26 protein-coding genes and 3 rRNA genes are annotated in these 26,182 nt (G+C 45.1%); 14 read left to right on the top strand and 15 right to left on the bottom strand.

Features of this window, described 5'->3' with window-relative positions:
* The first annotated feature begins 366 nt into the window (after positions 1–366).
* The 3 genes from QUA42_RS25700 to QUA42_RS25690 all read left to right on the top strand — a co-directional run bounded on the left by QUA42_RS25700 (position 367) and on the right by QUA42_RS25690 (position 1,947).
* Positions 367–873: a hypothetical protein gene (locus QUA42_RS25700; RefSeq protein WP_333141259.1), complete on the top strand. Its 507-nt coding sequence runs from the start codon at positions 367–369 to the stop codon at positions 871–873.
* Between the two features lie 30 nt (positions 874–903).
* Positions 904–1,584, top strand: a complete 681-nt coding sequence (locus QUA42_RS25695) for a hypothetical protein (protein ID WP_333141257.1) — start codon at positions 904–906, stop codon at positions 1,582–1,584.
* Between the two features lie 162 nt (positions 1,585–1,746).
* A complete protein-coding gene (locus QUA42_RS25690; protein ID WP_333141255.1) occupies positions 1,747–1,947 on the top strand; it encodes a hypothetical protein in 201 nt (66 codons plus the stop codon).
* 37 nt (positions 1,948–1,984) lie between these two features.
* On the opposite strand, the gene QUA42_RS25685 is transcribed toward QUA42_RS25690, so the two are convergent.
* The 9 genes from QUA42_RS25685 to sufR all read right to left on the bottom strand — a co-directional run bounded on the left by QUA42_RS25685 (position 1,985) and on the right by sufR (position 5,617).
* Complete coding sequence (locus QUA42_RS25685) at positions 1,985–2,383, bottom strand: transcriptional regulator (RefSeq protein ID WP_333141253.1); 399 nt, start codon at positions 2,381–2,383, stop codon at positions 1,985–1,987.
* Positions 2,367–2,666, bottom strand: coding sequence for a type II toxin-antitoxin system HigB family toxin (locus QUA42_RS25680; protein ID WP_293125902.1), 300 nt, complete (start codon positions 2,664–2,666; stop codon positions 2,367–2,369). Before QUA42_RS25680 ends, QUA42_RS25685 begins: the two co-directional genes overlap by 17 nt.
* Before the next feature lie 134 nt (positions 2,667–2,800).
* Positions 2,801–2,917: ribosomal RNA gene (rrf, locus tag QUA42_RS25675) — 5S ribosomal RNA — on the bottom strand.
* Positions 2,918–3,113: 196 nt separating this feature from the next.
* Positions 3,114–3,317 (bottom strand): hypothetical protein, encoded by a 204-nt coding sequence (locus QUA42_RS25670; protein ID WP_333141251.1) that lies wholly within the window; start codon positions 3,315–3,317, stop codon positions 3,114–3,116.
* A gap of 134 nt (positions 3,318–3,451) precedes the next feature.
* A 5S ribosomal RNA gene (gene rrf / locus QUA42_RS25665) occupies positions 3,452–3,568 on the bottom strand.
* A gap of 196 nt (positions 3,569–3,764) precedes the next feature.
* A complete protein-coding gene (locus QUA42_RS25660) occupies positions 3,765–3,905 on the bottom strand; it encodes a hypothetical protein (protein WP_333141249.1) in 141 nt (46 codons plus the stop codon).
* 197 nt (positions 3,906–4,102) lie between these two features.
* Positions 4,103–4,219 (bottom strand): 5S ribosomal RNA (gene rrf / locus QUA42_RS25655).
* Between the two features lie 196 nt (positions 4,220–4,415).
* On the bottom strand, positions 4,416–4,823 hold the full coding sequence (locus QUA42_RS25650) for a hypothetical protein (protein WP_333067411.1): 408 nt from the start codon (positions 4,821–4,823) through the stop codon (positions 4,416–4,418).
* A gap of 89 nt (positions 4,824–4,912) precedes the next feature.
* On the bottom strand, positions 4,913–5,617 hold the full coding sequence (gene sufR, locus QUA42_RS25645) for an iron-sulfur cluster biosynthesis transcriptional regulator SufR (RefSeq protein ID WP_333141247.1): 705 nt from the start codon (positions 5,615–5,617) through the stop codon (positions 4,913–4,915).
* A gap of 186 nt (positions 5,618–5,803) precedes the next feature.
* On the opposite strand from sufR, the gene sufB reads away from it, so the two are divergent.
* From sufB to QUA42_RS25615, 6 genes are all read left to right on the top strand, one after another.
* A complete protein-coding gene (sufB, locus tag QUA42_RS25640; RefSeq protein ID WP_333036166.1) occupies positions 5,804–7,243 on the top strand; it encodes a Fe-S cluster assembly protein SufB in 1,440 nt (479 codons plus the stop codon).
* A 282-nt stretch (positions 7,244–7,525) separates the two neighbouring features.
* The gene (sufC, locus tag QUA42_RS25635; protein ID WP_333036165.1) at positions 7,526–8,317 is read left to right on the top strand and encodes a Fe-S cluster assembly ATPase SufC; all 792 of its coding nucleotides are present in this window, start codon (positions 7,526–7,528) and stop codon (positions 8,315–8,317) included.
* On the top strand, positions 8,314–9,645 hold the full coding sequence (gene sufD / locus QUA42_RS25630; RefSeq protein WP_333141245.1) for a Fe-S cluster assembly protein SufD: 1,332 nt from the start codon (positions 8,314–8,316) through the stop codon (positions 9,643–9,645). Before sufC ends, sufD begins: the two co-directional genes overlap by 4 nt.
* A gap of 166 nt (positions 9,646–9,811) precedes the next feature.
* Entirely contained in the window at positions 9,812–11,074 is a 1,263-nt protein-coding gene (locus QUA42_RS25625; protein WP_333141243.1) for a SufS family cysteine desulfurase, read from the top strand.
* A gap of 113 nt (positions 11,075–11,187) precedes the next feature.
* Positions 11,188–12,132 (top strand): hypothetical protein, encoded by a 945-nt coding sequence (locus tag QUA42_RS25620; protein WP_333141242.1) that lies wholly within the window; start codon positions 11,188–11,190, stop codon positions 12,130–12,132.
* Positions 12,133–12,959: 827 nt separating this feature from the next.
* Positions 12,960–13,583 (top strand): SAM-dependent methyltransferase, encoded by a 624-nt coding sequence (locus QUA42_RS25615; RefSeq protein WP_333141240.1) that lies wholly within the window; start codon positions 12,960–12,962, stop codon positions 13,581–13,583.
* Positions 13,584–13,868: 285 nt separating this feature from the next.
* Here QUA42_RS25615 and QUA42_RS25610 read toward each other — a convergent pair whose 3' ends face one another.
* Positions 13,869–14,693 (bottom strand): NAD-dependent epimerase/dehydratase family protein, encoded by an 825-nt coding sequence (locus QUA42_RS25610; protein WP_333141238.1) that lies wholly within the window; start codon positions 14,691–14,693, stop codon positions 13,869–13,871.
* 112 nt (positions 14,694–14,805) lie between these two features.
* On the opposite strand from QUA42_RS25610, the gene QUA42_RS25605 reads away from it, so the two are divergent.
* Entirely contained in the window at positions 14,806–15,657 is an 852-nt protein-coding gene (locus tag QUA42_RS25605) for a YkvA family protein (RefSeq protein WP_333141236.1), read from the top strand.
* A 163-nt stretch (positions 15,658–15,820) separates the two neighbouring features.
* Here the strand turns inward: QUA42_RS25605 and QUA42_RS25600 are convergent, their stop codons facing one another.
* A complete protein-coding gene (locus QUA42_RS25600; RefSeq protein ID WP_333036151.1) occupies positions 15,821–16,135 on the bottom strand; it encodes a zinc ribbon domain-containing protein in 315 nt (104 codons plus the stop codon).
* Positions 16,136–16,499: 364 nt separating this feature from the next.
* Here QUA42_RS25600 and QUA42_RS25595 point away from each other — a divergent pair, with 364 nt between their 5' ends.
* Positions 16,500–17,081 carry a hypothetical protein gene (locus QUA42_RS25595; protein ID WP_333036150.1) on the top strand — a complete coding sequence of 194 codons (582 nt, stop codon included), beginning with the start codon at positions 16,500–16,502 and terminating at the stop codon, positions 17,079–17,081.
* A 301-nt stretch (positions 17,082–17,382) separates the two neighbouring features.
* Positions 17,383–17,856, top strand: coding sequence for a TspO/MBR family protein (locus QUA42_RS25590; RefSeq protein ID WP_333141234.1), 474 nt, complete (start codon positions 17,383–17,385; stop codon positions 17,854–17,856).
* 137 nt (positions 17,857–17,993) lie between these two features.
* On the opposite strand, the gene QUA42_RS25585 is transcribed toward QUA42_RS25590, so the two are convergent.
* The 3 genes from QUA42_RS25585 to hslO form a co-directional block, all read right to left on the bottom strand.
* Positions 17,994–18,404: an ester cyclase gene (locus tag QUA42_RS25585; RefSeq protein WP_333141232.1), complete on the bottom strand. Its 411-nt coding sequence runs from the start codon at positions 18,402–18,404 to the stop codon at positions 17,994–17,996.
* A gap of 59 nt (positions 18,405–18,463) precedes the next feature.
* Positions 18,464–20,527 carry a hypothetical protein gene (locus QUA42_RS25580; protein WP_333141230.1) on the bottom strand — a complete coding sequence of 688 codons (2,064 nt, stop codon included), beginning with the start codon at positions 20,525–20,527 and terminating at the stop codon, positions 18,464–18,466.
* Positions 20,528–20,773: 246 nt separating this feature from the next.
* On the bottom strand, positions 20,774–21,673 hold the full coding sequence (gene hslO / locus QUA42_RS25575) for an Hsp33 family molecular chaperone HslO (protein ID WP_333141228.1): 900 nt from the start codon (positions 21,671–21,673) through the stop codon (positions 20,774–20,776).
* Positions 21,674–22,090: 417 nt separating this feature from the next.
* On the opposite strand from hslO, the gene QUA42_RS25570 reads away from it, so the two are divergent.
* The gene (locus QUA42_RS25570) at positions 22,091–22,744 is read left to right on the top strand and encodes a Crp/Fnr family transcriptional regulator (RefSeq protein ID WP_333141226.1); all 654 of its coding nucleotides are present in this window, start codon (positions 22,091–22,093) and stop codon (positions 22,742–22,744) included.
* Positions 22,745–22,762: 18 nt separating this feature from the next.
* On the opposite strand, the gene QUA42_RS25565 is transcribed toward QUA42_RS25570, so the two are convergent.
* On the bottom strand, positions 22,763–25,615 hold the full coding sequence (locus QUA42_RS25565; RefSeq protein WP_333141224.1) for a tetratricopeptide repeat protein: 2,853 nt from the start codon (positions 25,613–25,615) through the stop codon (positions 22,763–22,765).
* A gap of 164 nt (positions 25,616–25,779) precedes the next feature.
* Between QUA42_RS25565 and QUA42_RS27905 the strand changes: the two genes are divergently transcribed.
* The gene (locus QUA42_RS27905; RefSeq protein WP_445301368.1) at positions 25,780–25,980 is read left to right on the top strand and encodes a hypothetical protein; all 201 of its coding nucleotides are present in this window, start codon (positions 25,780–25,782) and stop codon (positions 25,978–25,980) included.
* Positions 25,981–26,182: the final 202 nt, after the last annotated feature.

The following is a 26,182-nucleotide window of genomic DNA, read 5'->3' as shown; positions in this document are numbered from 1 at the left end:
TTGAGCCAAAATTCTCATGAAACTACTGCTCGATCGAACCCTCGATCGATTTATGAATGATGTGCGCTCGCTATAGATGATGAAGTCTTCTGTTGCTGACATTGGGTGTTGGTGTTTTAATGGAATAGATAGGGTGATCGCGAGTAGAAACATGATACAGCCAGTAATTTTAGAAAAATTAGCAGAACTCCCTGAGCCTCTTCAGACAGAAGTGCTTTATTATGAAGTTGCGAGTCGGAGCGGTGTGCTCGCACTCGTAAATTTGTAGCGTGTATAAGTTTACGTAATTTCGCTGAGGCTTTATCCTGAAATTTTATTACAATTAGGTAGGACAAGTTATGTAGCAGCCACTATCAGGAGTTACAGATGAACAATCAAAATTTATCTCCAGGACAAGCAAATTTAAAACTTGCACTTTGGAATGCAGAAGCTGAGTCAATAAAAAGTAGTGAAGTATACGCGCAAATTCAAGAGCTTGGGCTTCCCAAAGAATTTATCAGTCGATTGCATGAGCTAATTACCTTTACAAAAAAGGTTGGAGGTAAAGTTTTTGCTGTTGGAAAAATTGTGCTGCTAAAAATTATTGAGTTCGTTAAGGCTCATCCATTTTTAGTAGTCGGTGCTGGGATAGGTGCTGTAATTGGGGCTGCTATTGCAGGTTTAATAACTTCAATACCATTTTTAGGGCAAGTTTTAGTTCCGGTGGCAGCAGCATTGGGAATAACTGTTACTGTAATGGGTGCAGTGGTTGGGCATAGACTAGACAAACAATTTCCAAACGTGGGTGAAGATGTTGGTGAAATTGTTCAACATTTCTTTTCTCTGTTTGCCGACGTATTCAATACTGTATTTCGTAACCTTATTACTGCTTAATCTCCAACCTGAAATTACTGAGATTTAATAATGTCTAACAAGCAAGAATTGACGAAAGAACAACTGATCAAACTAATTGAAGAACTAAAGAATAATCCGAGTGATGGAGTGGGACTTATTGCTGATGCTGGAGTGACTGCATTAGGCGCTGGTGGAGCTGGAGCAGCAGCAGCAATTTTAGGGTCAACCACCGCTTCCATACCCATTTTCACAGCCGTAACAGGTCTTGGTATGCTTGTAGCTGCTCCTGCTGCCCTCGTTGCGGGTGCTGCTGTAGTTGGCGGAGCCACTGTATATGGTGTATCGAGATTCATCAAAGATGGTGGCTTTCATGAAGGTAAACGCAAGCAGTTATTGAATGAGTATGAAGAACAGTTAAGAGAAGTTGAAGCTAAAGAGAAACGGTCTAACTTTGATGAGCAGGATAAGACAAGATTTTATTTGGTGCTGAAAGAAGCAGTCACCAATAATTTAATTAGTCCTGACGATGCTCATCAATTGGTGCAATCGTTAGAAAATGGTCATATTTCCCTTAGTGAAGTCTATGAACTTTTAAAGCAACTTTTTTCAGATAGCCCAATAACTCAACCTATAAAAGTAGTTATTGCTTGTCCAAATTGTTCTCAAAAGCTACGCGCTCCAAGTAATTTAGGACAACTGAATTTAAGCTGTCCCAAATGCAAGCATAGTTGGTCCTGTGTTCCCAAGTAAGATTTCGAGCGAGCAAAGGTTACTAGCCGCGGCTCACCTTTGCCGTTAGAAAACGAGGAAAGATGCGATCGCCCACTATTGACTGCTAAAATTAAGGGCGATCGCTTGTTAGGATTGTATTAAAATAAAAACGACTGCAATGGGCAATTACTATGGCTATTCGTGATATTGCGATCGCCCTTATTGCAGCAACTTCCAGAATCATTTTTGCCAGAAGTCAGCGACTTTATCGACTTTGTGATGCACAAGCACCAAAATAGAATAGCTGAACCCAAACTCCCAGACGATATTGCCAAAGCTTGGGAAAAAAGGTTCGAGGAGGTCGATCGCTTAAAACTAATGACTAATCAGCCGGAGAGCTAATATCAGCAACTCCTACTCAACAAGTAGCTGATCGCGATTAGAGAAACAAACTAATATCGATGTGGAAAAAATCGGCTAATTTTCTAGCTTCATCTATTTCGATCGCCCTGCCGCTAACAAAAACTTTATCAACCTCTGTTTCCGTTCCCAAAACTGGAATCAAATCTGATTTGTCCAAATTTCTCGCATCCATTAAATGTTGCAACATAGAAGCAGCATTTCCAGCAGGAATCGGATAATTTTCCGACTCAAATTTTTCAATCAGCGTTATCAAAAGCTCCAGAAATAGCTCTTCCTCCAGCGATCGCATAGGGCGGTGTTCCAGTTCGCAAGCGAGAGCGATCGCGGCCTCGTTTTCTGCTTCATTTGCGATCGGTTTGGGTTGATAGCGAACAAGTAAATCTGTATAAGATTTTGCATCAAAAGTACGGATCATTTTTCCACTCATCCTTATCATACTCAGCGTGAGTCAGAACATATTTGATGTAGATTCTTTGAGAAACGTAAACCAAATCAACAATCAGCCGATATCGATTTCCCTTAATATTAAATACGGTAAAATTTCCGACTGACTCAGCTTTTGGATAAATCTGCTGAACATCAATTAGGTTCTGCCATTGGGCTTTACTTGACACTCTATACCAGTCATAAAGTGCATCGCAGGAATCGGCATGGCTTTCACAGAAATCTCGCAGGATTTTTCGGCTGATAACACGCATTTCACCCTTGTTTTCCAAACTACACCAGATTTTGTTCTGGACTTACGCACTTGTCATATTATAAACATCTGTAAATCCCCAAAAACTAAAGCCCTTTTCCGTTGTTGCGGGAAAAGAGCTTTAATTTATTATTAACCTGGCACTGAGCTATTTTACCGGGCAGTGACCCGCCGAGTATCTTCGCCATAGCAACGTTTAACAACCGAGTTCGGGATGGATCGGAGTGGTTCCATTACATCATAAGCACCAGGAAAGCTTTGAAAACTTTTAATCCTGTGTCTGCGTTAAGCTTGATGCGCTGCATCTCTTTCGCTTGACTTAATTACCTTATCAAGTTTTCCCCTGTCTGTCAACCCCTTTATCAAAACTTTTTTTCGATCGCCCGAAACCGCCTGAATTATCTAGGTTTGAGGCCGGGTTTGGGTGCGCGGTCGATCGACCTTTAACTCACAAATTCAAAAAAGCCGCATCGGTTCCCTGTTCTGTGCGAATTTTCCCATCCTTCACAAACCACGCCACGACCTGCTTAACTGTTAATTGTTCGATCGCCCTTTCGGCTTCTGTCGCAATTTGCCTCTCATGTCGCAAAGACGCAATTACCCTATTCGTAAAAAAGTTTTCAAAACTCCCATCAAGTTCGATCGACCACAAATCTGTTCCTGGCCCCGAATATTGAGATTTCTACAAAGGGCCCTAGACGAGCTGTTGTTTAGATGAGTAATAATTCACCAAAAAACTAAAGCCCTTTTCCGTTGTTGCGGGAAAAGAGCTTTAATTTATTATTAACCTGGCACTGAGCTATTTTACCGGGCAGTGACCCGCCGAGTATCTTCGCCATAGCAACGTTTAACAACCGAGTTCGGGATGGATCGGAGTGGTTCCATTACATCATAAGCACCAGGAAAGCTTTGAAAACTTTTTATCCTGTGTCTGCGTTAATTGTGATGCGCTGCATCTCTTTCGCTCGACTTAATTACTGTATCAAGTTTTCCCTAGTCTGTCAACCCCAAAGTCAAAACTTTTTTTCGAGCGCCCGAAACAGCCCCCAATAGCCGAGTTTGACGTATTATTTGCCAGTGAGGCCGATCGACCTTTAACTCACAAATCCAAAAAAGCCGCCTCGGTTCCCTGTTCTGTGGGAATTTTCCCGTCCTTCTCAAACCACGCCACGACCTGCTTAACTGTTAATTGTTCGATCGCGCTTTCGGCTTCTGTCGCAACTTGCCTCTCATGCCGCAAAGACGCAATTACCCTATTCGTAAAAAAGTTTTCAAAACTCCCATCAAGTTCGATCGCCCCTAAATCTGTTCCTGGCCACGAATATTGAGATTTCTACAAAGGGCCCTAGACGAGCTTTTGTTTCGATGAGTAATAACTCCCCAAAAAACTAAAGCCCTTTTCCGTTGTTGCGGGAAAAGAGCTTTAATTTATTATTAACCTGGCACTGAGCTATTTTACCGGGCAGTGACCCGCCGAGTATCTTCGCCATAGCAACGTTTAACAACCGAGTTCGGGATGGATCGGAGTGGTTCCATTACATCATAAGCACCAGGAAAGCTTTGAAAACTTTTAATCCTGTGTCTGCGTTCAGTTTGATGCGCTGCATCTCTTTCGCTCGACTTAATTACCTTATCAATTTTTCCCTAGTCTGTCAACCCCAAAGTCAAAACTTTTTTTCGAGCGCCCGAAACCGATGGAATTATCGGGGTTTAAGGCCGAGTTTGGGGGTGCGGCCGCTCGACCTTTAACTCACAAATCCAAAAACGCCGCCTCGCTTCCCTGTTCTCTGCGAATTTTCCCGTCCTTCACAAACCACGCCACAACCTGCTTAACTGTTAATTGTTCGATCGGGTTCTCGGCTTCTGTCGCAATCTGCCTCAAAGGCCGCAAAGACGCCACCACCAAATTTGTAAAAAAGTTTTCAAAACTAGCATCAAGTTCGATCGACCCTTTAATACTCTCATCATTCTTAATCCAATCCATCACCTGTCCATTAGTCACCTCAGCCACCGGCTTCCCAGTCTCCCCAGCAATTTGCTTGAGCACCCTCAAAGCATAAATTGCCACCCGCGCCGAAAACTTCTCCTTCGACGACAGCAGCGCCATATCAACTTCCGCACACTCTTCCGGCTTTAAAAAATCTGCTAGCGGTTCCATATATTAAAAATTGGTAATTGGTAATTAGTAAGTGGTAATTAGTAATTGGTAATTGGAATTTAGGATGGGTAATTGGGAATTTGAAATTCTCATCCTTCTTCCTTCTTCCTTCTTCCTTCTTCCTTCTTCCTTGCAATCAAATAACCGCAGCGGTGTTCCCCATTAATAATCGAGTGAGTCCGCTCCACAATACAATCCGGCAAAACCGCTGCAAACATTTCCAACTCATTACCGCAGACACTCGGAAAAGTTTCAGCAACATTAGAAATCGCGCAGTTGTGTTCCATCAACACAAATCGATCGTCCAAACCAGCGCGATCGCAGATCCCAACCTCTACAGATTCTACAGGATAACACTCAGCCATATAACCTTCAGCCCTGCGGAGTTCCACCAACTTAGTCACCCGTTCTTGCAGCGAACCCGCACCCACTAGCCGCCGATAGTCCGTAGCCTTGCGCTGCCACTGTTTTCGCAGGATAGTAATCACTTGCTCGCGGCCGACGGTTTCCGCCAAGGTATCCAAGAAAGAGACTGCAAAATCGCCGTAACGATTCGGGAAGCGATCGCGCCCCAGACTGGTAAGCTCATAAATGTGCTGCGGCCGCCCCATCCCAGCCTGAACCGACTGATACTGAATCAGCCCCTCCGCTTCCAAATCCTTCAAATGACGGCGAATCGCCTGCGGGCTGATATCCAAAGACTCCGCCAACTCAAGAGCCGTCCCCTGCCCCTCCTTGAGCAAATATTCCAGGATGTCTTGTTTCGTGGAAGTCTGCTGAGTAGTCTCCATCATCTTCACAAAAAATTATTAATTTGACTTTGACAATATCACTGTTGTTAATGTAGCTTAAAATATACTAAAGCAACAAATCAGTTGTTTTACTTACCAGAGCAGCCCCCAGAACTGGCCGGGCCCCCGACAGTTCAGCGTCTGTCATCTTTGAGAGACTTATCCAGAACACTCGAAAGCGCAAAATTAATGAGCTCTACAGTCACAACCCTAGTCAACCAGCCCTACAAGTACGGTTTTGTCACCGACATCGAGTCAGACACCATCCCCCGCGGCTTGAGCGAAGATGTAGTCCGCCTGATTTCCGCCAAGAAAAACGAACCGGAATTCATGCTGCAATTCCGCCTCAAAGCATACCGGCAGTGGTTGAAAATGACCGAGCCCACCTGGCCCCACGTCAACTATCCCGCGATCGACTACCAACAAATTATCTACTATTCCGCGCCCAAACAAAAGCCCAAAAAGCTCAACAGTTTGGATGAAGTAGACCCGACACTCCTAGAAACCTTCGAGAAACTCGGCATTCCCCTCTCCGAACAAAAACGGCTCGGAAATGTCGCCGTTGACGCCGTTTTTGACAGCGTTTCAATTGCCACAACCTTTAGAGAAAAACTAGCCAAAGACGGCGTTATATTCTGTTCCATCTCAGAAGCCGTCAAAGATTATCCCGAACTAATAGAAAAATATCTCGGCAGCGTTGTACCAGTCGGCGACAACTTTTTCGCAGCCCTCAACTCAGCCGTATTCAGCGACGGTTCCTTTGTTTACATTCCAAAAGGCGTCAAATGTCCGATGGAATTGTCCACCTATTTCCGCATCAACAACGGAGATTCCGGCCAGTTCGAGCGCACCCTAATTGTTGCAGAAGAAAACAGTTCTGTGTCTTACCTAGAAGGCTGCACCGCGCCGATGTTTGACACCAATCAACTGCACGCCGCCGTCGTGGAATTGGTAACAATGGACAATGCCGACATCAAATACTCCACAGTGCAAAATTGGTACGCCGGCGACGCCAACGGCAAAGGCGGCATTTACAACTTCGTGACGAAACGGGGTTTGTGTCAGGGAGTTAATTCTAAGATTTCTTGGACACAAGTAGAAACCGGTTCCGCAATTACTTGGAAATACCCCAGTTGCGTGTTAGTCGGCGACAACTCGGTAGGGGAATTCTACTCGGTAGCGCTGACAAATAACAAGCAGCAAGCTGACACCGGCACCAAAATGATCCACGTTGGTAAAAACACTCGCAGCACGATTATTTCTAAGGGAATTTCGGCGGGTAATTCATCCAACAGCTATCGCGGCTTGGTGAAAATGGGGCCTAATGCTAAAGGCTCTCGCAATTACTCTCAGTGCGATTCCATGTTGATTGGGGATAACGCTCAAGCGAATACTTTCCCTTATATTCAAGTGCAAAACCACACTGCTAAAGTGGAACACGAAGCTTCTACTTCTAAGATTGGAGAAGAGCAATTGTTCTTCTTCGCACAGCGGGGAATTTCCGCAGAAAATGCTATTTCGATGATGATTAGCGGTTTCTGTAAAGATGTTTTCAATCAGTTACCGATGGAATTTGCGGCGGAAGCTGATAAGCTGTTGAGTCTGAAACTGGAAGGAAGTGTCGGATAATTTTCGCGGCCAAGAAACCCTTCCAGGCCGAGTCCATCGGTGACAACTTAAGCTCCCCGTCCGCCAGGGAATGAATTCCTTGACTAATAGCTAAACTCCTCTAAACAGGACTAATGAGTTTAAAAATTTTCTTCTCAGTCCTCTTCAGAGGACTTTAGCTTTGAGACAGGGAATTCATTCCCTGGCGAACTATCGGTTTAACGTTAATTGGTCACCAAGGGACAGAGCCTAGGAACGAGAAGAAAAAACTGTAAAGTGCATTGAGGAAAAGGACAAAAATAGATGATTGTAGAAAATAGTCAAGTGGTGCTATCCGTCCGCGATTTAACGGCGAATGTGGAAGATACCCAAATCCTTAAGGGTTTGAATCTGGAAATTAAATCGGGTGAAATTCACGCGATTATGGGCCCGAACGGTTCGGGAAAAAGCACTTTATCCAAGATATTAGCTGGCCATCCTGCTTATACGGTAACGGGCGGAGAAGTTACTTTTCTAGGTCAAAATTTGCTGGAACTAGCGCCGGAAGAACGTTCTCTGGCTGGCGTATTTCTGGCTTTTCAATATCCTTTGGAAATTCCCGGCGTTAGCAATCTGGATTTTTTGCGCGTGGCTTACAATTCTCACCGCAAACATCGCGGCTTGGAAGAATTGGATGCTTTTGATTTCCAAGATTTAATCGAGGACAAGCTGGATATTGTCAAGATGAATGATTCTTTTTTAGGCCGCAGCGTAAATGAGGGTTTTTCCGGCGGCGAGAAAAAGCGGAATGAAATTTTGCAAATGGCGCTGTTGGAACCGAAATTAGCTATTTTGGACGAGACTGATTCGGGTTTGGATATCGATGCTCTCAAGATTGTCGCCGGCGGTGTGAATCAGTTGTCAACTGCTGAAAATTCGATGTTGGTGATTACTCACTATCAGCGGTTGCTGAATTACATTATTCCTGATTTTATTCACGTCATGGAAGCCGGCAGAATTATCTTGACTGGCCCGAAAGAGTTGGCGCTGGAATTGGAAGAGCGCGGTTATGACTGGGTTGTGGAAGAGGAAGCAGCAGGAGTAGGCGCGCGATGATGAATACGCAAGTTGCTAGTAGGGAAATGTTTTTGACTGATTTGGTGAATCAGTGCGAAAAGTTAGGCGCTGCTAATCTCAAAAGTTCTGTTTACGGGTTGGATGATTTGCGCGATATTGCAACTCAATACGTGCTTTCTTCTCATTTTCCGACAGTGAGGGATGAAGAATGGCGCTTTACTGATTTGTCATCGGTGTTGCAAATTCCTTTTCATATACCCGAGAGCAATCAGTCAGAAATTAAGCTGTCTGATATTACGATGCCTGTGAAAGACAAGGCAGATTTACCATTAAGATTGGTCTTTGTCAATGGTTTTTATGCGCCGCATTTATCAACGCTGAATTTGCCGAATTTGCCGGACTTTTACGCAGGTAATCTATCCAATGTACCCGAAAAATATCAAGGGCGCATCAGCGATGTTTTGAGCAAGCACAGACAGCAAACCGAAGTGTTTACGGCGCTGAATACTGCGGGTTTGGCTGATTCTGCGGTGGTGTTCGTGCCGGCCAATATGTCGATCGACCTTCCGATTCACTTGCTGTTCCTGAGCGCGCCTGGTGCATCTCCCACGATGTGCCAGCCGCACTGCTTAATTATAGCTGAGCCTGGAAGCAACGTGACCCTGGTTGAGGATTACGCAACTATCGGTAATGTACCAGCGTTTACTAATGCTGTAACGGATGTTGTTGTCGGCGAAAACGCTACTGTGAATCACGTTCGGCTGCAGCGGGAAGGTGGGGAAGTTGTTCATATCGGCAAAAGTGCGATCGAGCAATCTCGTAATAGCCGTTACACTTGCCATGCTATCAGCTTGGGAGGCAAAATATCGCGGCACAATTTAGAAGTTCTTCAGCGCGGCGAAGCCACTGAAACAACTCTAAACGGCTTAAGCGTAGCCTTTGGGGAACAGTTAACGGACACTCACAGTTTAATCGATTTCAATCACCCACACGGTACAAGTCGCCAATTGCACAAGTGCATTGTCGGCAACAAAGCTCGCGCTGTATTTAACGGCAAAGTTTTCGTTCGCAAAGCCGCACAATTGACAGACGCCGGACAATTGAGCCGGAATTTGTTGCTGTCGCCGAGAGCTCGCGTAGATACCAAACCGCAGTTGGAAATTGTCGCCGACAACGTTAAATGTTCCCACGGTGCAACTGTCAGCCAGTTAGAAGATGATGAACTTTTCTACTTGCAAAGTCGCGGTTTGGATTTAGAAAGAAGTCGCTATTTGCTAATCGATGCTTTTGCGGCGGAAATGCTCAATCAATTACCGATTCTGGGCGTGGCGAAAATGCTTTCTACCTGCGTCGCTATCCAAGGATAACTCATAAAGATGAGGATACAGAGGACACAGCACTGCTGTGTCCCTACAACATCTTGCACCATTTATAACAGCCTGTAGGGGCGGGTTTCACGAATAATAATTGCCTAAAACCAACAATCTCGTAAACCCGCCCCCACCCAACGACAAATCACTAACTTCAAAAAATATGACACTTATTCAAGAAAAAACACTTGCATCAAAAGTTCGCGGCGACTTCCCAATTTTGAATGAAAAAGTCAACGGTAAACCGCTAGTTTATTTAGACAATGCAGCGACTTCTCAAAAACCCCTAGCTGTGCTCAACGCTTGGCGTGATTACTACGGACAATACAATGCAAACGTGCACCGCGGCGCTCACACTCTCAGCGCCAAAGCGACTGATGCTTACGAAGGTGCTAGAGACAAAGTTGCCGCGTTTGTAAATGCAGCGTCGCGGCAAGAAATTGTCTATACTCGCAACGCCACCGAAGCGATTAATTTGGTTGCTTATTCTTGGGGTTTGAGCAATCTGCAAGCTGGAGATGAAATTATCCTGTCGGTAATGGAACACCACAGCAATCTCGTTCCCTGGCAAATGATTGCTCAAAGAACCGGTGCGGTACTGAAGTTTGTCGAATTAACGGAAACTAACGAGTTTGATTTGGAACAGTTTAAAACGCTGATTTCCCATAAAACTAAATTGGTGTCAACGGTTCACGTTTCTAATACTTTAGGCTGCATTAGTCCTGTCAAAGAAATCTGCAAAATTGCCCACAGTTTCGGTGCAAGAGTTTTAATTGATGCTTGCCAAAGCGTGCCGCACATGATAGTAGACGTGCAAGCAATAGATTGCGATTGGCTGGTTGCTTCCGGTCACAAAATGTGCGCTCCGACGGGCATCGGTTTTCTGTACGGTAAGCTGGACTTGCTGAGAGAAATGCCTCCGTTCTTCGGCGGCGGCGAGATGATTGCTGACGTGTTTCTCGATTATTCCACCTATGCCGATTTGCCGCACAAATTTGAGGCGGGGACGCCTGCAATCGGCGAGGCGATCGCCCTGGGTGCAGCAATCGATTATCTTAGTAACATTGGCATGGATAAGATTCACGCTTGCGAAGCAGAATTGACTGCTTATATGTTCCAACAATTGCGGCAAATTCCCGAAATCAAAATTTACGGACCACAACCAGACAGCAACGGCGAAGGTAGGGCAGCTTTGGCGGCATTTACAGCCGGAGAAATTCACCCTCAAGACTTGTCTACTATGTTAGATCAGGAGGGAGTCGCGATTCGTTCGGGACATCACTGTACGCAAGCTTTGCACCGCTATTTGAACGTTTCATCTACTGCTAGAGCGAGTTTGTATTTTTACAATACTCGCGAGGAGATTGATGTGTTTGTGAAAGCGTTGAAAGAGACGATCGACTTTTTTGGTGGGATTATGGGATAAGTTGCTGAGGTGGGCAACTGCCCACCTTGTTAGAACATTGTTTGCTTTGCTCGATCGGAATATTTCGTGAAAATAGTTGAATATTATAGTTTAATAATACCAACAAAAAAAACATGAATCAATATCCTATTATCCTCATGCCTGACCCTGTTATTCAAGCTCTGGATGTAGTTCCATTCACATGGAAATTTAGTGAACCAAAACCTTTACCTCCCACTTATAAGCCTCAACCCATTGATGTACTTTTGTTTTTATATAAAGCTCTTCCATTAATTATTCCTTTTGCAACTATTTCTCTGATTGCCAGTAGAAGTATTATCGTCACTTTCTATATTTCTGTAGGTGGAATTTTGGTGACGGGCTTGAACTTCTGGCAACAACAAATGTATTACTTAGGAAAACTTAATCAATACAAGCAACAACTGCGCGATTATAAAGATTTGTTAGGAGAATGGCAAAAGCGTGAGATTCAGCATAAACGGCAGATAGCAGAATCCCAAAAACCTGAAAAAATAAAACAGTATCGCTATCAGATAATTAAAGATATTATCATAAAAACCGTCCCTCCTGAAGGTAGAATTGTCAGTACACAGTCTCCGTGGCTTGAAAGTAAATTTTATAAAAATTTACAGCAATTATTTCAAGATAAAATTTATAACAATTTAATTATCCAAAAATCCCACTCCTATCAACCTTACTGTATAGAAATTTCTTATTTTGATAAATTAACAAATTTACGTATTGATATAACTATTGATAAACCTTATCACTATGAAACCGGTGAGCCTAAAAATTACGAAGTGCTTGTCCAAGAAAATCAGCGCCATCAACTTTTTTTAGAAAAAGGATGGATAGTCATTAGATTTGCTGAGGAGCAAGTAGTCTGTTGGCCACAAAGTTGTTGTCGGGTAATAGCAGAAGTAATTAATCAAATAATAGGTACACCAATTCCCGATGAATTGACAACTGTAGAAACTTTACGACCTATCCAGCAATGGAATGAATTTGAAGCACGACAAATGGCACAGGAGCGCTATAGAGATAATTATTTAATTTAGCGATCGCCCTTTTTTTGACCGCAGATGAACATGGATGAACGCGGATGAAGAAGAGAGCGAGCCACCCCAAATATAATCAGGTGATAATGTTTGTGTTAAACCTATCAGCCGAAAATTGGGTTGGCAACCAGGATGAAGGTGATTTAAGAGAAAGTCCTACTTGGAGTCAAATATAACAAGGTATCCGCGAGTTAAATGTGACAACTAAAAATTTAGTTACCTTGGGTGCAGATGACGAGTGTTATATGAGCATTGGTGGAGGTGAATCCGGCAAATATATTGTTAACGTAACTTTTGATAACGTTAGGTTCCCTAATGTAGTATATCCATCGAAACTCGATGCAATATAAAAGCTAGTTGTCGGCGGACAAGAAGGTAATTATTCCGCCAGAATGTGTGTAAATTTAGAGACGCCACTGTTGGCAGATAAAACATTTACAGCATCAGGAAAACTCGATATTTCACTGTCTTGGGAAGAAGAGAAAGCATTAGTAATGCTGTAATAAAACAATATTTTGCTGTCTTGGGAAGAAGAGAAAACATTAGTAATGCTGTAATAAAAAAATATTTACCACAACCTAAGTGAAGTGCGCTCGCCCTTTATTCATTAGATGTATTGTGGGACAGGCGTCCCACCTGTCATTCATCAGTGAGAAGAAAGTGAAGGATGCGATATCAGCAATTACGTACAGACTCTATATCTAGGGTGAACACTGACGATATCAACCCTACATATAGTGTAAAAGTTAAATTATTTAGTAAGTCCTGAATCTATTTTTTTGGGTAGTATATTTAGTTAGATATTATGTAACTTACAGAGGTTAACAATGAAACCTTCAGAACCGGAATCAGTACAATCTAGCTTCTTTGATGAAACCTACCGCCAAAATTCAGATCCTTGGCGATACACGTCTAGCTTTTATGAAACCAGTAAATTCAGAACAACGATCAGATCCTTGCCCAAAGTCCGATTCAAAAATGCTTTTGAAATCGGATGTGCTATCGGCGTGCTCACCCAGAAACTTGCCAAAAAATGTGACAGATTGCTTTCTGTAGATTATTCAGAAGTAGGATTACAAGAAGCGCGCAAACGCTGCCACGATCTTCCACAGGTTCGCTTTCAGCAGATGCAAATACCCCAACAGTTTCCAACTGAGAATTTCGATTTCATTTTATTCTCAGAAGTGGGCTATTATTTGAGCAAAGATGACCTCCAGGCAACCAAGGAAAAAATCATTAACCAATTACTTCCTGGCGGTTATCTTTTGATGGTGCACTTTCGGTATCCAGTGGAAAGTTTTATCTTGAATGGCGAGATTGTTCACGATACCTTCCTCCACGATTCTGCACATTTTTTGAAGCATCTTGGTGACCCACGCAAACGTTTTTTGATGCTAGATTTAGCGCGCCATCACAAACGCTATCGGATGGATTTGTTTCAGCGGTTGTAAATGATACCAGCCGATAATTTTCCCTAGAGTGCATCTACAATTAGTTCGGGATCACCCTTTATTTCTTGGCCTTTATCTGTCAATAATATCAAGTCCGCGTCAATAATTATAATTAATTAAGTTTGTACTGAGGACGAATGCGATTAAAAGTCTGCGCCGATAGATATCCCACACTATTATTGTGAGTGATGGAGCAGACTTGATATAAATCAAAGAGCGATCGCCTTGTTAATTACGAACATCACAAAAGAGCGATCGCCCTCAATGACGCCATTCACTCCTCCATTAATACTCCCTAATTTCAGGATGTATAAATTGATAACCAGCCGCCTTAATCTTTTGATTCGACACCCTAGCATTATAAGGCCGGACGCTAGGACTTCCATCCCAAGAAACTGGAGGCAGATTGTGAGTTTCAAAAATGCGATCGAGCAATTCACCACTGGATAGCGACACATCCCCGACTAAATTATAAATTCCCTGCAATCGATTTTCCAAAGCAAATGTTAACCCCCCAACAATATCATCCCGATGCACCCAATTAGTAGCATCTTCCCCCCTACCGGGACGAGTGCTCCCAGCCCAGCCTCCAAAGATTTTAACTAATTCTCGCCCAGGCCCATAAATTCCTCCCAAACGGAGAATGCAGACTTGAAGATTGGGACTCGATGCTGCTAATAAAACCCGTTCTGTTTCTGCGAGAATTTCACCGTTTGGATTAGCCGGTGCGACGCGTGATTCTTCATTTACAAATTCACCTTGGCGATCGCCATACACAGAATAAGTACCCGTATAAATAACCTGCTTTACTGTCGCTATCTGCTGGAGAACCGATACTAAATTTGTCGCAGTATCTAAATAACTCTCCCGATAAGCCTGAGGATTTCGAGCACCGACGCACAGCATAACAGCATCTTGTTCTTGCAGTACAGACGCGATCGCATCTTTGTCATTTCCTTTGAGTACGGCTACCCGCTGCGCGACACCCTGCAATTCAACTACTCGGGTCGCCGTCGTAGTTGTCGCCGTCACGGTACAATCTGATTTGCCGCGTAAATGTTTGGCTGTCGCAGTACCCACATAGCCACAGCCGACGATCGCAACTTTCATAAGAAATTCTCCCTTGTGTCATGTTCTCTCAAATTATTGCCGGTTTCTGAAATCATGGCGCGCTGAGTTTTGTGGTAAAATGCAAAGCGTCGTTATCAATCGGAGTAGCATCGTGTCCGATAGAGATATTTTTGCCACATCCTCAGAAAGCGAACTTTTAGCTTTTTATGGTTCTTTGTTTGCGATCGCAGCCGCCGATGGTTCCTTTGATATTGACGAACTAGATTTGTTGTTTAAAACCCTAAATTTAGACAAATTTTCTGACTCTGCAAAGACTCAAATCCAATCCTACACAGCCAGTCCCCCATCACTCAGCGACTGTTTGCAAACACTCAGCAAGTCCGAAGAACCGCTGCGTTTGGGAGTCATGTATTTTTTAATAAACATTGCTGGGGCAAATAAGACGCTGCATCCCGGAGAAACCGAGGCGATCCAATCAGCAAAAAAACTGCTCGCGGTTTCCGACTTGCAAATCCAAGCCATGCAGGAATTCCTCGCAGATATGAAACAACTACGGGATGCCGCCCCTAATAAAAATCAGGCGTCAGCCTCCTTCAATTCGGCTGTTTCCCAGCTTAAAATTAAGGGCATTCCTATCGATTTGATCGACCGGAAAGAAACCACAACAAACCTCAGCAACCCCAAAATCTACTATTCAGATGAAACTTTTTGGACTAAACTTAAAAACTTTGCTTTAACCGCAGGAAGAGAAGTAGTTGAAAAAGCTTTGATTCTCTACTATACGGCTCAGAACCCAAATGTGCCTACTTGGGCAAAAGGAGTTGTACTTGGAGCTTTGACCTATTTTATATCTCCTGTTGATGCCATTCCCGATATATTAGTCGGCATCGGATTTACCGACGATTTGGGAGTATTGCTGGCGGCAATAGCTACTGTGTCAGTATACATTAATGCTGATACTAAAGAACAAGCCAAACAAAAAATCAAAGATTGGTTTGGCTAATAATATTATGTCCGGTGGAGCGTTTTGTTTCCGTGGGCATCCGCATAATATAATCGGAATAATATAGGAGTTGTCAATCGGATAAAAGACAGGACACAGCAGTGCCGTGTCCCTACCCAATATCTGTAATTCACTCAACTGAAAACTTGATTATTGTGGATTCTCAGTCTTTAATCGGCTTACCATCTCGATTGACAATACGGCTTTCACCATCCTTAGCCGTGACATTTTCATAAACCCCTTCATCCCGCTTCACGTACTTGCTGAAACCCGAATTTTTATAATCGGTGTCGGATGTCGGCTTCATCAACCTCGGAGCGCTCAGCAGCCGGCGTACCGGAGCATCTGCGGGAGTCTCGCCTGGTTCGCACTTAGCCAACTCGCACAGTTGACCCCAAGTGGAAACTTCCAGGTTCATGCTGTGCCAAACTTCTAACTGCTGGTTGTTTTCGGGACACAAATAATCGTATACAGGCATACTAAGAATCTCGTTTGCAACTACTAAAATTACTAATTGCACGGTTATTGAGAATATTATAGCTCAACATTACTAATAATTCAACCCTAAAAATCAAACTTTACTATTTTTAACGGTTGTTGAAACCTTAAATCAGCTATATTATTAACCCTGTGTGCTTGCTCCCGGATGCGATCGAGACAAAGCTCAAAAGTACCCTGAAATCCTCTGACTCGATCCAACGATCGCACGATCGACGCCTAGCAAATGCCCGCAAGACTTCCGTGGATGCCGTCAAAGGATTGATCATCATTTTCAGACTGTACGCAAATCACAGATTCTAAGTTTCAATTTTATTTATTTACTCACCAGCGAGGATTTACCGATGAGCGATTTCAAAGTTACGCCAGAAGTAGAGCTGAACACAGCTCAAATGTTAGAGCGATATGAACTGCAAGATGAGACAAATCTGCGGCGTTGGGCAAAACTGCACGGCATCAACAGCACTCGCGGTTTCTTCTATCCGAGTGAAGTAGATTTGATGGATCACGCTCACCACCATCTTTACAATTTGGGAATGAGCATTGCTGACTACCAAAGTCTTTTAGATCGGCGCCGCAGCCATTCCCAGACATCAGGCGACCAAAATAAAACAGTAGCAAGTCAAGTTGCTGACGAAGCATACGATGCCATAGAAACGCTGACAGATCAGTATGCTGAAGCTATTGATTTAATGGGAGAACGTATAGCAGACCATTTCATAGATGAACTCGATTTATCTGTGATGCGACACCTTTCTCAAAAAGTCAAAGACCGCCGCACTCTCAACGGTCAAACTAAAAAGCCTAACCGTTTTCTCCAAGTGATTAAAGCCGTGTTGCAACCGAGCAGCGAAAATACCCTTCTGATTCCCAAAAAAGAGAATGACTCTAGTTTAGAATTAGAACAGCATCATCGGCTCGGCTAGTCGCCGATTTTTTTGAAAGACTAAGAGACTTTTTGTTCAATTTACTGGTCAAATTTACTGAAAAGCCGACCCTAACCCTCCCCTTGTCAAGGGGAGGGAGCAAGAGTCATATTTTTTATATTATGAAGCGGAATTGAAGACAATAAATTGAGGTTTCCCAGAAGTCTAAATTACTTTTCAACTAATGTTGGGTTTCGCAACTCAACCTAACCTAATATAACTAGGGACAGATGGCGCAATCGCCAAAATTAGAGATAATATCTGCTGAATTAAACCTGTCAACCTCGCTCAAGGTAAAAAAATGATTAAATCCTGGATGGTAATTGGAGGCGTCGCCTTTGTAGTAGCTTTAGCTGCTAACATAATCGCGCCCAGCGACATCCAATGGTTCAACCGCTTGCAGCGTCCGAGATGGCTAGTATTTGAAAAAGCAATTCCCCTAATTTGGACAGTAATTTTTATTTGTGCAGCTTGGTCAGCAGTGATTGTGTGGGAAAAAGAACCAGGAACTCAGGAGACTTGGCTGAGAATGGGTTTGTACCTGCTTTTAGAAATAGTAACTATGTCTTACACCTCGGTTATGTGCAAAGTTAGGAGCCTAAAAGTCGGCACCATAATCGGCGGAACGGGCGCTATTTTAAGCGTTATCCTAGCTTTAACGGTGTTGCCAGTTTCGGAGCCCGCCGCCCTGTTATTGCTGCCTTACATACTTTGGAGTCCGATCGGCACTTACACCACTTGGGCAATGATGCACCTCAATCCGGCGGATGTTTAGGATCTAGAATTAGTCCTTTTAATGGGATGGCAAGCATCGGGAAAAAGCACCTTTTTTCGGTAGTATCTACCTGCAACGCAGGTTTTAGTGAGCAAAGACTTGATGCGGAATAATTGTACAGTTGCACAACTGGAAGCTTATGATATCGCTACCCCAAGCTGCATGAACCAAGTGTGCTTGTCTATGTAACCGCGTTGAAAATGGATTTTGCCATCAACAACATGAAAGAAGCCACAGCCTTGTAGCGTAAAACTTTTGCCAGTTGGTAGGTTGCCACCAAACTCACCTAGAAAGGTGCCACCACCAGTCCACTCGACGATCGCCCACTCGCCATCCTCAAACAGATTCTCAGCGTGCGTGTAATTGTCTGGAAAGGCTTGGAAGAAGCTAACAAAACTCTCAAGCAATGCCTCACGCCCGTTTAGAGGATCGCCAAAGGCAACTTGATGGTTCTCTGCATCTTCGTGATAAAGCTCGATCAGGGCGTGAGGGTCACGAGCGTTATAAGCAGAAACCCAGTCTTGGAGGACTTGCTTGGGCGTTTTCATTTTTGGTTCCCTAATACAGATAACTAAAGATATTAATTAGCACCTTCTCTCCCTCAAATTTACTGACTTGGAGATCTGCTCGGAGGCTCAGTTTCCGGCGGTTCGGGAGGCGGAGATTCAGCATCGGGAGGGTTCAGCGACTCGTCCCAAACTTTGATTTGCGATTGAGCTTGCTCAAAAGCCCGAGTACCCGAGGGAATTTTCTTCAAAGTCGCGATCGCCCCAGCCAGATCCGACGACGACTGTTCCACACCAAGCGCCAAAATCCGCTGGCTCCACTCATCAATCGCCTCACTCGCCTGCCACCGGAGGGAACTCGACTCCGGCACCTGAAGGGCCAGCCCAATTGCCGTTTGCAGAGCCTCCGCAGTCCCCGATCTGGCAGCCTGACGGGCGTTCTGCAAATCTTGCTCACCCTGAAATTGAGCCTCCCAAGTCCGAATGTTCGATCGAGCTTCCTCATAAAGCACCCGTCCCGATCGAATCCGGCGGGCCATCTCTATTGCCCCCGCCAAATTGCCCACCGCCGCTAGCTGCTGAGCTCTATCCAAAAACGGCTGGTCAACAAGCCGCTGTCTCCTCTCGATCCAAGCTTGAATTTTGGTTTGAGCTTCCACGTAAAGCGCCCTACCTCTACCGATCCGAGAAGCTTGAGCAACGGCCGCTTCCAGAGCATTCGGATCGCCCATACTCGCCAAATCGTTCGCTCTTTGCAAATACGGACTGTCTTCCAGCAGCTCAATTTGACGGCTCAAGGTGGTAATTTGACTGCGAGCTTCCGAAGCGCGGGGATTTGATTCCGGGACTGTTTGCAATTGCGCGATCGCAGCCCTCAAATCATTTACCCCACCAGGCGCCGCCAGCCTGCTTGCCAAATCCAAAACTTTCACATCAGCCATTTCTTGTTGCCAGCGGCCGACTAAATCTTGAGCTTGTTTGTATAAAGGGCGGCCGGACTTCAACTTTTGAGCAATCGCGATCGCCTTCGAGAAACCCTCAACAGAGCCAGTCAAAGCCTGAGAAGTAGCATTCGCCAACTCATTAAAATCTTGTACTTGTTCCCTTAAATTTGCAGACTCTGGAATCTTGTTAGCGATCGCCATCGCCTCCTCCCAATCCCCTGCTTGCAATCGTTTTTGGGCGATCTCCAGAATTTTCTTGCTAAATTCCGCGATCGCCTTATTGGCAGCTTGATACAAATAACTGTTTTGACCAATTCCCTGAGCCAGCTTAATCCCCGTCACCAGATTGTCGAGACCTCCCTCGGAGGCTGTATTCCGGGCTTTTAGCAACTTATTGCCCTCCGCCCGAGTCGTCTGAATTAGCTTAGTCAATTCCTCGTACTTAGCCGATTCCCAGAAAGTATTTCCCAAATCCAAAAGCAGAGTAGCTTGGCTGAAAGCCAGCGTCCACTCTTCCTGGCGCAAGTGGTCTTCAGCCGTGCGGTAAATTTTCTCTGCATCGCTCCATATCGACTGCCACTTTTCAATCTGCTTTTCCATCTTCGGGTAAGCCGGAACGTTTTTAGGAACCTTGCGAGCGAGCGCAATCGCCTCATCCAGCTTTCCTTCTTGGAAACTAGCATTTCCCAGCCTAAGAATATCCTCCGACCACCGATCGATTTGAGTGTTAATTCTCGGCCGCAGCGGATGGTTTTGTGGCAAAGCATTCACTAATTCGATCGCCCTGAGCAAATCATCCGCCGTCCGCTTGCTTGCTGCTTCTTGAGCACAAAAAAAGCGATCGTTAGCAGAAGCTGTCGGCCAAAAAATCTTTGAGCAATTGGACTGCGAGGTCAGGTTGAGTAAAGACGCAATTGCCACAAACCCCATGCCCACCGATAGCATCAAACTCAGCGCCAGCCAAAACTGCCACTTATTCGACCAGTTCCGCCAAAACGGATTGTGTGCCCCCGGCGGCTGCGAGTTTTCCCCAGACAAATTCGGCGGTAGTTCCAGATGCCCTCCCGGCAGTTTTCCCGAAGTAACCAACTCTCGGAGCTCTTTAAGTCGTTCAGCCCGGTTTTTCCTTGCTGGTAAGCGCACCAGCGACGAAGTATCCTTTGTTGACTCCAAGGATTCTGATGCAGACCAACGGCCTGGTATTTTGCGATCTTGACTCATATCCTCACCACAAACAGCAACCAGCCAGCGTTAGTTATTTAAAAACTGCGAGCGCTGCTATCAACTGCTCTATAAAATGTATTCATCACTTTTACATACTCCCGTCGGCCCTAGACTGCAAGGGCCGATCGCCAAACCGCCAAAATCAAAATTTTGTGATTAGGTAATTGATAATGCGTAATTGGCAATTGGTCAAGGCCGTCATCCCTAACTCGCACTCAATAGAGCCAATTACACATTATCGTCTCAAGAACCGGAGTTTGAGCGCAAATCGCCGATCAGTTCGGCAAGTTGGTCGCTATTAGCTTTGTAAACCTCGTTGCAGAAATGGCACGTAGCCTCAGCCCCCCCATCTTTTTCAATCATGTCTTGGAGTTCCGCTTCGCCCAACATTTTCAAAGCTCCCAAAACTCGATCGAACGAACACCCACAGTCAAAACGCACCATCTGAGTTTCCGGGAAAATTTCCAGGCCCATATCTCCCAGTAACTCTTGGAGAATCTGGTGCAGCGTTTTGCCCGATCGCAGCAGCGGCGTAAAGCCCGACAATTCAGCAACTCTAGATTCTAAAGTTTGCACCAATTTTTCGTCCGTTGCCGCCTTCGGCAGAACCTGCAACAGCACACCCCCAGAGGCTTCTACCCCGCCCGCCCCTACAAACACCCCCAAAACTAGAGCCGAAGGCGTTTGCTCCGAGGTTGCCAAATAATGAGTCAGATCGTCGCCAATTTCGCCGGAAACCAATTCTACCGTACTTGAATAAGGGAAGCCATATCCAACGTCCCGCACCACGTACAAATAACCGTCACCTATTGCCCCGCCCACATCAAGTTTGCCTTTAGCATTGGGCGGCAATTCCACTTCGGGATTGTCCACATAACCTCGAACTGTTCCATCGAGTCCCGCATCAATCAGAAGCCCGCCCAGCGGCCCATCTCCTTTGATGCGAATGTTGACTCTCGATTCGGGCCGCTTCATGCTGGAGGCGAGTAACAGCCCTGCCGACATCGTGCGCCCGAGGGCCGCTGTAGCCACATAGGAGAGCTTGTGCCGCTGTCTTGCTTCTTCGGTGAGGCGGGTGGAAATGACGGCTACGGCGCGAATTCCGCCATCTGCGGCTGTAGCGCGAATTAATTGATCGGCCATGAAAAACCTTACTTTCTCTTTTGATACCTTCTTGAACTATTTTAGAAGTTCTTGAAGGTTGTGGCAGCAGAGAGCAGCAGTTGACTCGGCGGGCCTGGAAGTGCGATCGAACTTCAGAACTCGCCTCTGTTTTCTATAAAACCTTGATCAACCAACTATTTATTAACACATATTCTGATAGATTCTTCCACTTAAATATTTATTTAATATGACCGGAATAACGAGTGCATTTATTTTCCATAATTTACCATTTTCTCAGTCATTTTATAACAACTAATGACTAATGACTAACAACTAATGACTAATCACTAAAGCTTATCTTGGCGCTAACCAGACGATTACCAAACCTTTACCTTGGCCGGCTAGAGTGAGATGCGTAGGTTTCAGACCAATGTTTTTTAGCTGGAAATAAGGGATATGCCATTAACATCTAAAGCACTTTTAGCGGAAATCCAGCATAACACAGGAGCGAGCCGAAACCTGCATTTTTATGCCAAGGGCGAAACCATTCCTATGATGTCGCATGGTCTTTGGCGAGTCTGTCAAGGTCTAGCACAACTGAGTACACTTTATCCAACCGGGGAAGAAGGACTTTTGGGTTGGGTTGGGCCTTCGATGTGCTTCGGTTTGTGGTTGACAAGCTTGCAAACTTACCGAGCTACGGCGACATCAGATATTTATTTGATGTGGTATTCTATGGTGGAAATCGAAGCTTCTCCTCAATTGGCTCACGAGTTGCTGCCTCAAATGGTACGGCGACTGCGACAAATGGAAGCAATTTTAGCGATCGCCGGACAGCGGCGAGTAGATGACCGTTTGTATCAGCTTCTGCTATTATTGCAACAAGATTTCGGTCAGCCTGTGGTTGAGGGAACTCGTTTGAATATCCGCTTGACACATCAAGATATTGCTAATGCGATTTGCACGACGCGGGTAACAGTAACTCGAATGCTGGGAAAATTGCAGCAGCAAGGGTTAATCAGTCGAGATGGCGATCGGCATTTAATACTTAACAAAGATGTTTTTGCCTCCACATCGGATTTGTTTGGCTGCAACCCTCAAGCAGTGTAGCAAGCGCAGAGAAAAATCTTATTCTGCTTCGCCAATCAGCGTAAACGCTGCCCAATCTTGCGGAGTTGGGTGCATCTTCATTGTAATCAGCATTGCTTGCCGCAAAGCTTGAGCTTTATTCGGTTTTAGCTGTAACTGGCGATAGAATTCTACCATTAATTCCGCTGTCACAGCATCGGGTACTAACCACAGAGAGACGATAATACTGGAAACACCAGCACTAATTAAAGCACGAGATAATCCAAGCACACCATCACCTGTGAGTTTTCCTCGACCAGTATTGCAAGCACTTAATACCACTAATTCTGCATTTAATTTTAAATCCAAAATTTCACTGGAAGTCAGCAATCCGTCATCATTTCCTGATGGCGCAAGGGCGATCGCTCCCGGTAAATCTCCCCTCTTCACTTCATTGAGTAATCCGTGAGTTGCCAGATGAATAATCCGGGCTTTTAGCATCTGTTGAGCAATCGATGCTTTAGTGGCTTGAGAGCCTGTAATCGGTTTAGTATTCAGAAGTTGGGCAATTGTAATTGCTTCCCGTTCGCTGCCCGGTAAGGGCTCTAATTGGCGCGGCGGGGTGCCAATTTTGGGCATAATTGGATTGCCTACAACTAAATTATTCTGGAGAGAAAGTTGTCGGATTTTTTGCCGTGATTGGTGGGTTAACTGCAAAATTTGAATGGCGGGAGCAGTGAGGATGGTATGTTTTTCAATCAGATATTGACCTGTCGGATCTTGTAAGGCGACCAAGGGAACTAAAAACAGGGATTGATGGGGAATGAAGATGACACGAGCATTCGGGTCAGTAGGTAAAAGATCGGCAATGGGTTGAATGAGTAGTTGATAACTTTGCTGTAATTTGGGGTAGATTATCCGAGAATTAGCAGCAGTGGTAGAAGCAGGGGGATTAGCTGTTTGTTTGTTGGCAATGTCCCCCGCCGATACACCCAGAGCATCGCGAGTGCCGCGAATCATCTCAGCTAAGGTTGTATCTTGCTCGTTTAATCCTCTCCTCCCGGTAGCAGCAGATACTCTTGTCTGTTCGGTGGCTTCGGGTAGATTGATGTCGAGAGATTTGATATCAACTGAGCGAAAGGTAATTTCACCAGTCGGCTTGATTACCCAAATATAAAGGGCTTCATTCCAAATATTTGAATACTCGACAAGGGTAGCGTTTTGCTCTTTAGCGATTTGTTGAATTTGCTGGATAGTGGGCGGGTTGATAGTAGTTTGGACAGATGCAGATGCGGCAAGGCGAGATGCCAATAACTCGACAAAAGCTCTGGCTCTACCCCGTTCGGCAATTTCTAAAGCGTCATTAGTTTTTTTCTGAGCAATGAAGACTTTTTGTAAATTGACATAGGGGTTAGTTTGAGTTTCAAAGATTGACACTTTATTGGCATCGTCTAATCCAGCACGGAGAGATTCCGAAACTTTAATACTATCAAGTAGGGTTTTCTCTGCTGCTGGGAGATTGCCAGATTTGGAGAGAGCCAATCCTAGATTGTTTAGAGCTATTCCCTCGCTTTCGCGGTCTTTAATTTCTCGGGCGATCGCCAAGTCCTGCTGAGTGTACTCGATGGCTTTGGCGTAGTCGCCGAGGGAATCGTAAGCAATTCCCAGATTTCCCAGAGCTTTCCCCTCGCTTTGGCGGTCTTTAATTTCTCGGGCGATCGCCAACGACTGCTGTTGGTACTCAATGGCTTTGGCGTAGTCGCCGAGGTTACGGTAAGTATTTCCCAGGTTTCCCAGAGCTTTCCCCTCGCTTTCGCGGTCTTTAATTTCGCGCGCGATCGCCAACCACTGCTGAGCGTACTCAATGGCTTTGGCGTAGTCGCCGAGGTTACGGTAAGTATTTCCCAGGTTTCCCAGAGCTTTCCCCTCGCTTTCGCGGTCTTTAATTTCGCGCGCGATCGCCAACAACTGCTGAGTGTACTCGATGGCTTTAGCGTAGTCGCCGAGGGAATGGTAAGCAAGTCCCAGATTTCCCAGAGCTTTCCCCTCGCTTTGGCGGTCTTTAATTTCTCGGGCGATCGCCAACAACTGCTGAGTGTACTCGATGGCTTTGGCGTAGTCGCCGAGGGAATGGTAAGCATTTCCCAGATTTCCCAGAGCTTTCCCCTCGCTTTGGCGGTCTTTTATTTCTCGGGCGATCGCCAACGACTGCTGAGTGTACTCGATGGCTTTGGCGTAGTCGCCGAGGGAATGGTAAGCATTTCCCAGATTTCCCAGAGCTTTCCCCTCGCTTTGGCGGTCTTTTATTTCTCGGGCGATCGCCAACGACTGCTGTTGGTACTCGATCGCTTTGGCGTAGTCGCCGAGGGAAAGGTAAGCAATTCCCAGATTTCGCAGAGCCGCCCCCTCGCTTTGGCGGTCTTTAATTTCTCGCGCCATCGCCAACTTCTGCTGAGCATACTCAATGGCTTTGGCGTAGTCGCCGAGGGAAAAGTAAGCACTTCCCAGATTTCCCAGAGCGTTCCCCTCACTTTGGCGGTCTTTTATTTCTCGGGCGATCGCCAACGACTGCTGTTGGTACTCGATGGCTTTGGCGTAGTCGCCGAGGGAATCGTAAGCATTTCCCAGACTTCCCAGAGCTTTCCCCTCGCTTTCGCGGTCTTTAATTTCTCGATAAATTATTAGTGCCTGTTGCCAAGACTGCAATGCAGCTTGAAATTGACTAATCTGATACTGCTGAATCCCTTGCTTTAACAGTCGGTCTGCTTCGCCTTTCCGCTGAGCTTGGGTTTGAGCCAAGGCCTGAGAATTGATGATTTTAAATTGAGAGTTAGGGATAAACCGAAACTCACCTACAGTCAGCGCCGCTAAGATTGAGATAAGTCCCGACAACCCAATTTTTTGCAGTTTCATAACTTTTGAGTGGCCTCTCGTTTGAATATCCGCTTGACACATCAAGATATTGCTAATGCGATTTGCACGACGCGGTTCTGTTGAGTGTTGACTGTTGACTGTTGACTGTTGAATGTTGACCGCACGCGGGGCGACATCTACCTGGAAGGAAGAGGATTGGAGTAATGAATAGTCTTTTTTTAATTTCTCCCGATCGCAGTTCCGGCTTTAAACCAATTCTTTCTGGTAACAGTAACGCGAATGCTGGGAAAATTGCAGCAACAAGGGTTAATCGTTCGATATCGCCATCTCGGCATTTAATTCTTAACAAAGGTGTTTTTGCGTCCGCCTCCGATTTATTTGGCTGCAACCCTCCAGCAGTATAGCAAGCGACAGCCATTTGCATCTACATAATGCTGTCTAATATTAAAGCTCAAATCGAATTGCATCAGAATTGTCTGTCTTGATTTTCCTTCCCCTATCTACAGCCATACCTTTGCAGTTGGAAAAGATACAGCAGATTGCAGGTTAATAGAGTACAGTTAAGATAAGTATATCAATAGCAATAATGAAACCATTACCGATCGA

Source organism: Microcoleus sp. Pol11C2, assembly GCF_036701505.1.
GTDB lineage: Bacteria > Cyanobacteriota > Cyanobacteriia > Cyanobacteriales > Microcoleaceae > Microcoleus.
This window is presented reverse-complemented; position numbering and strand designations above follow the sequence as displayed.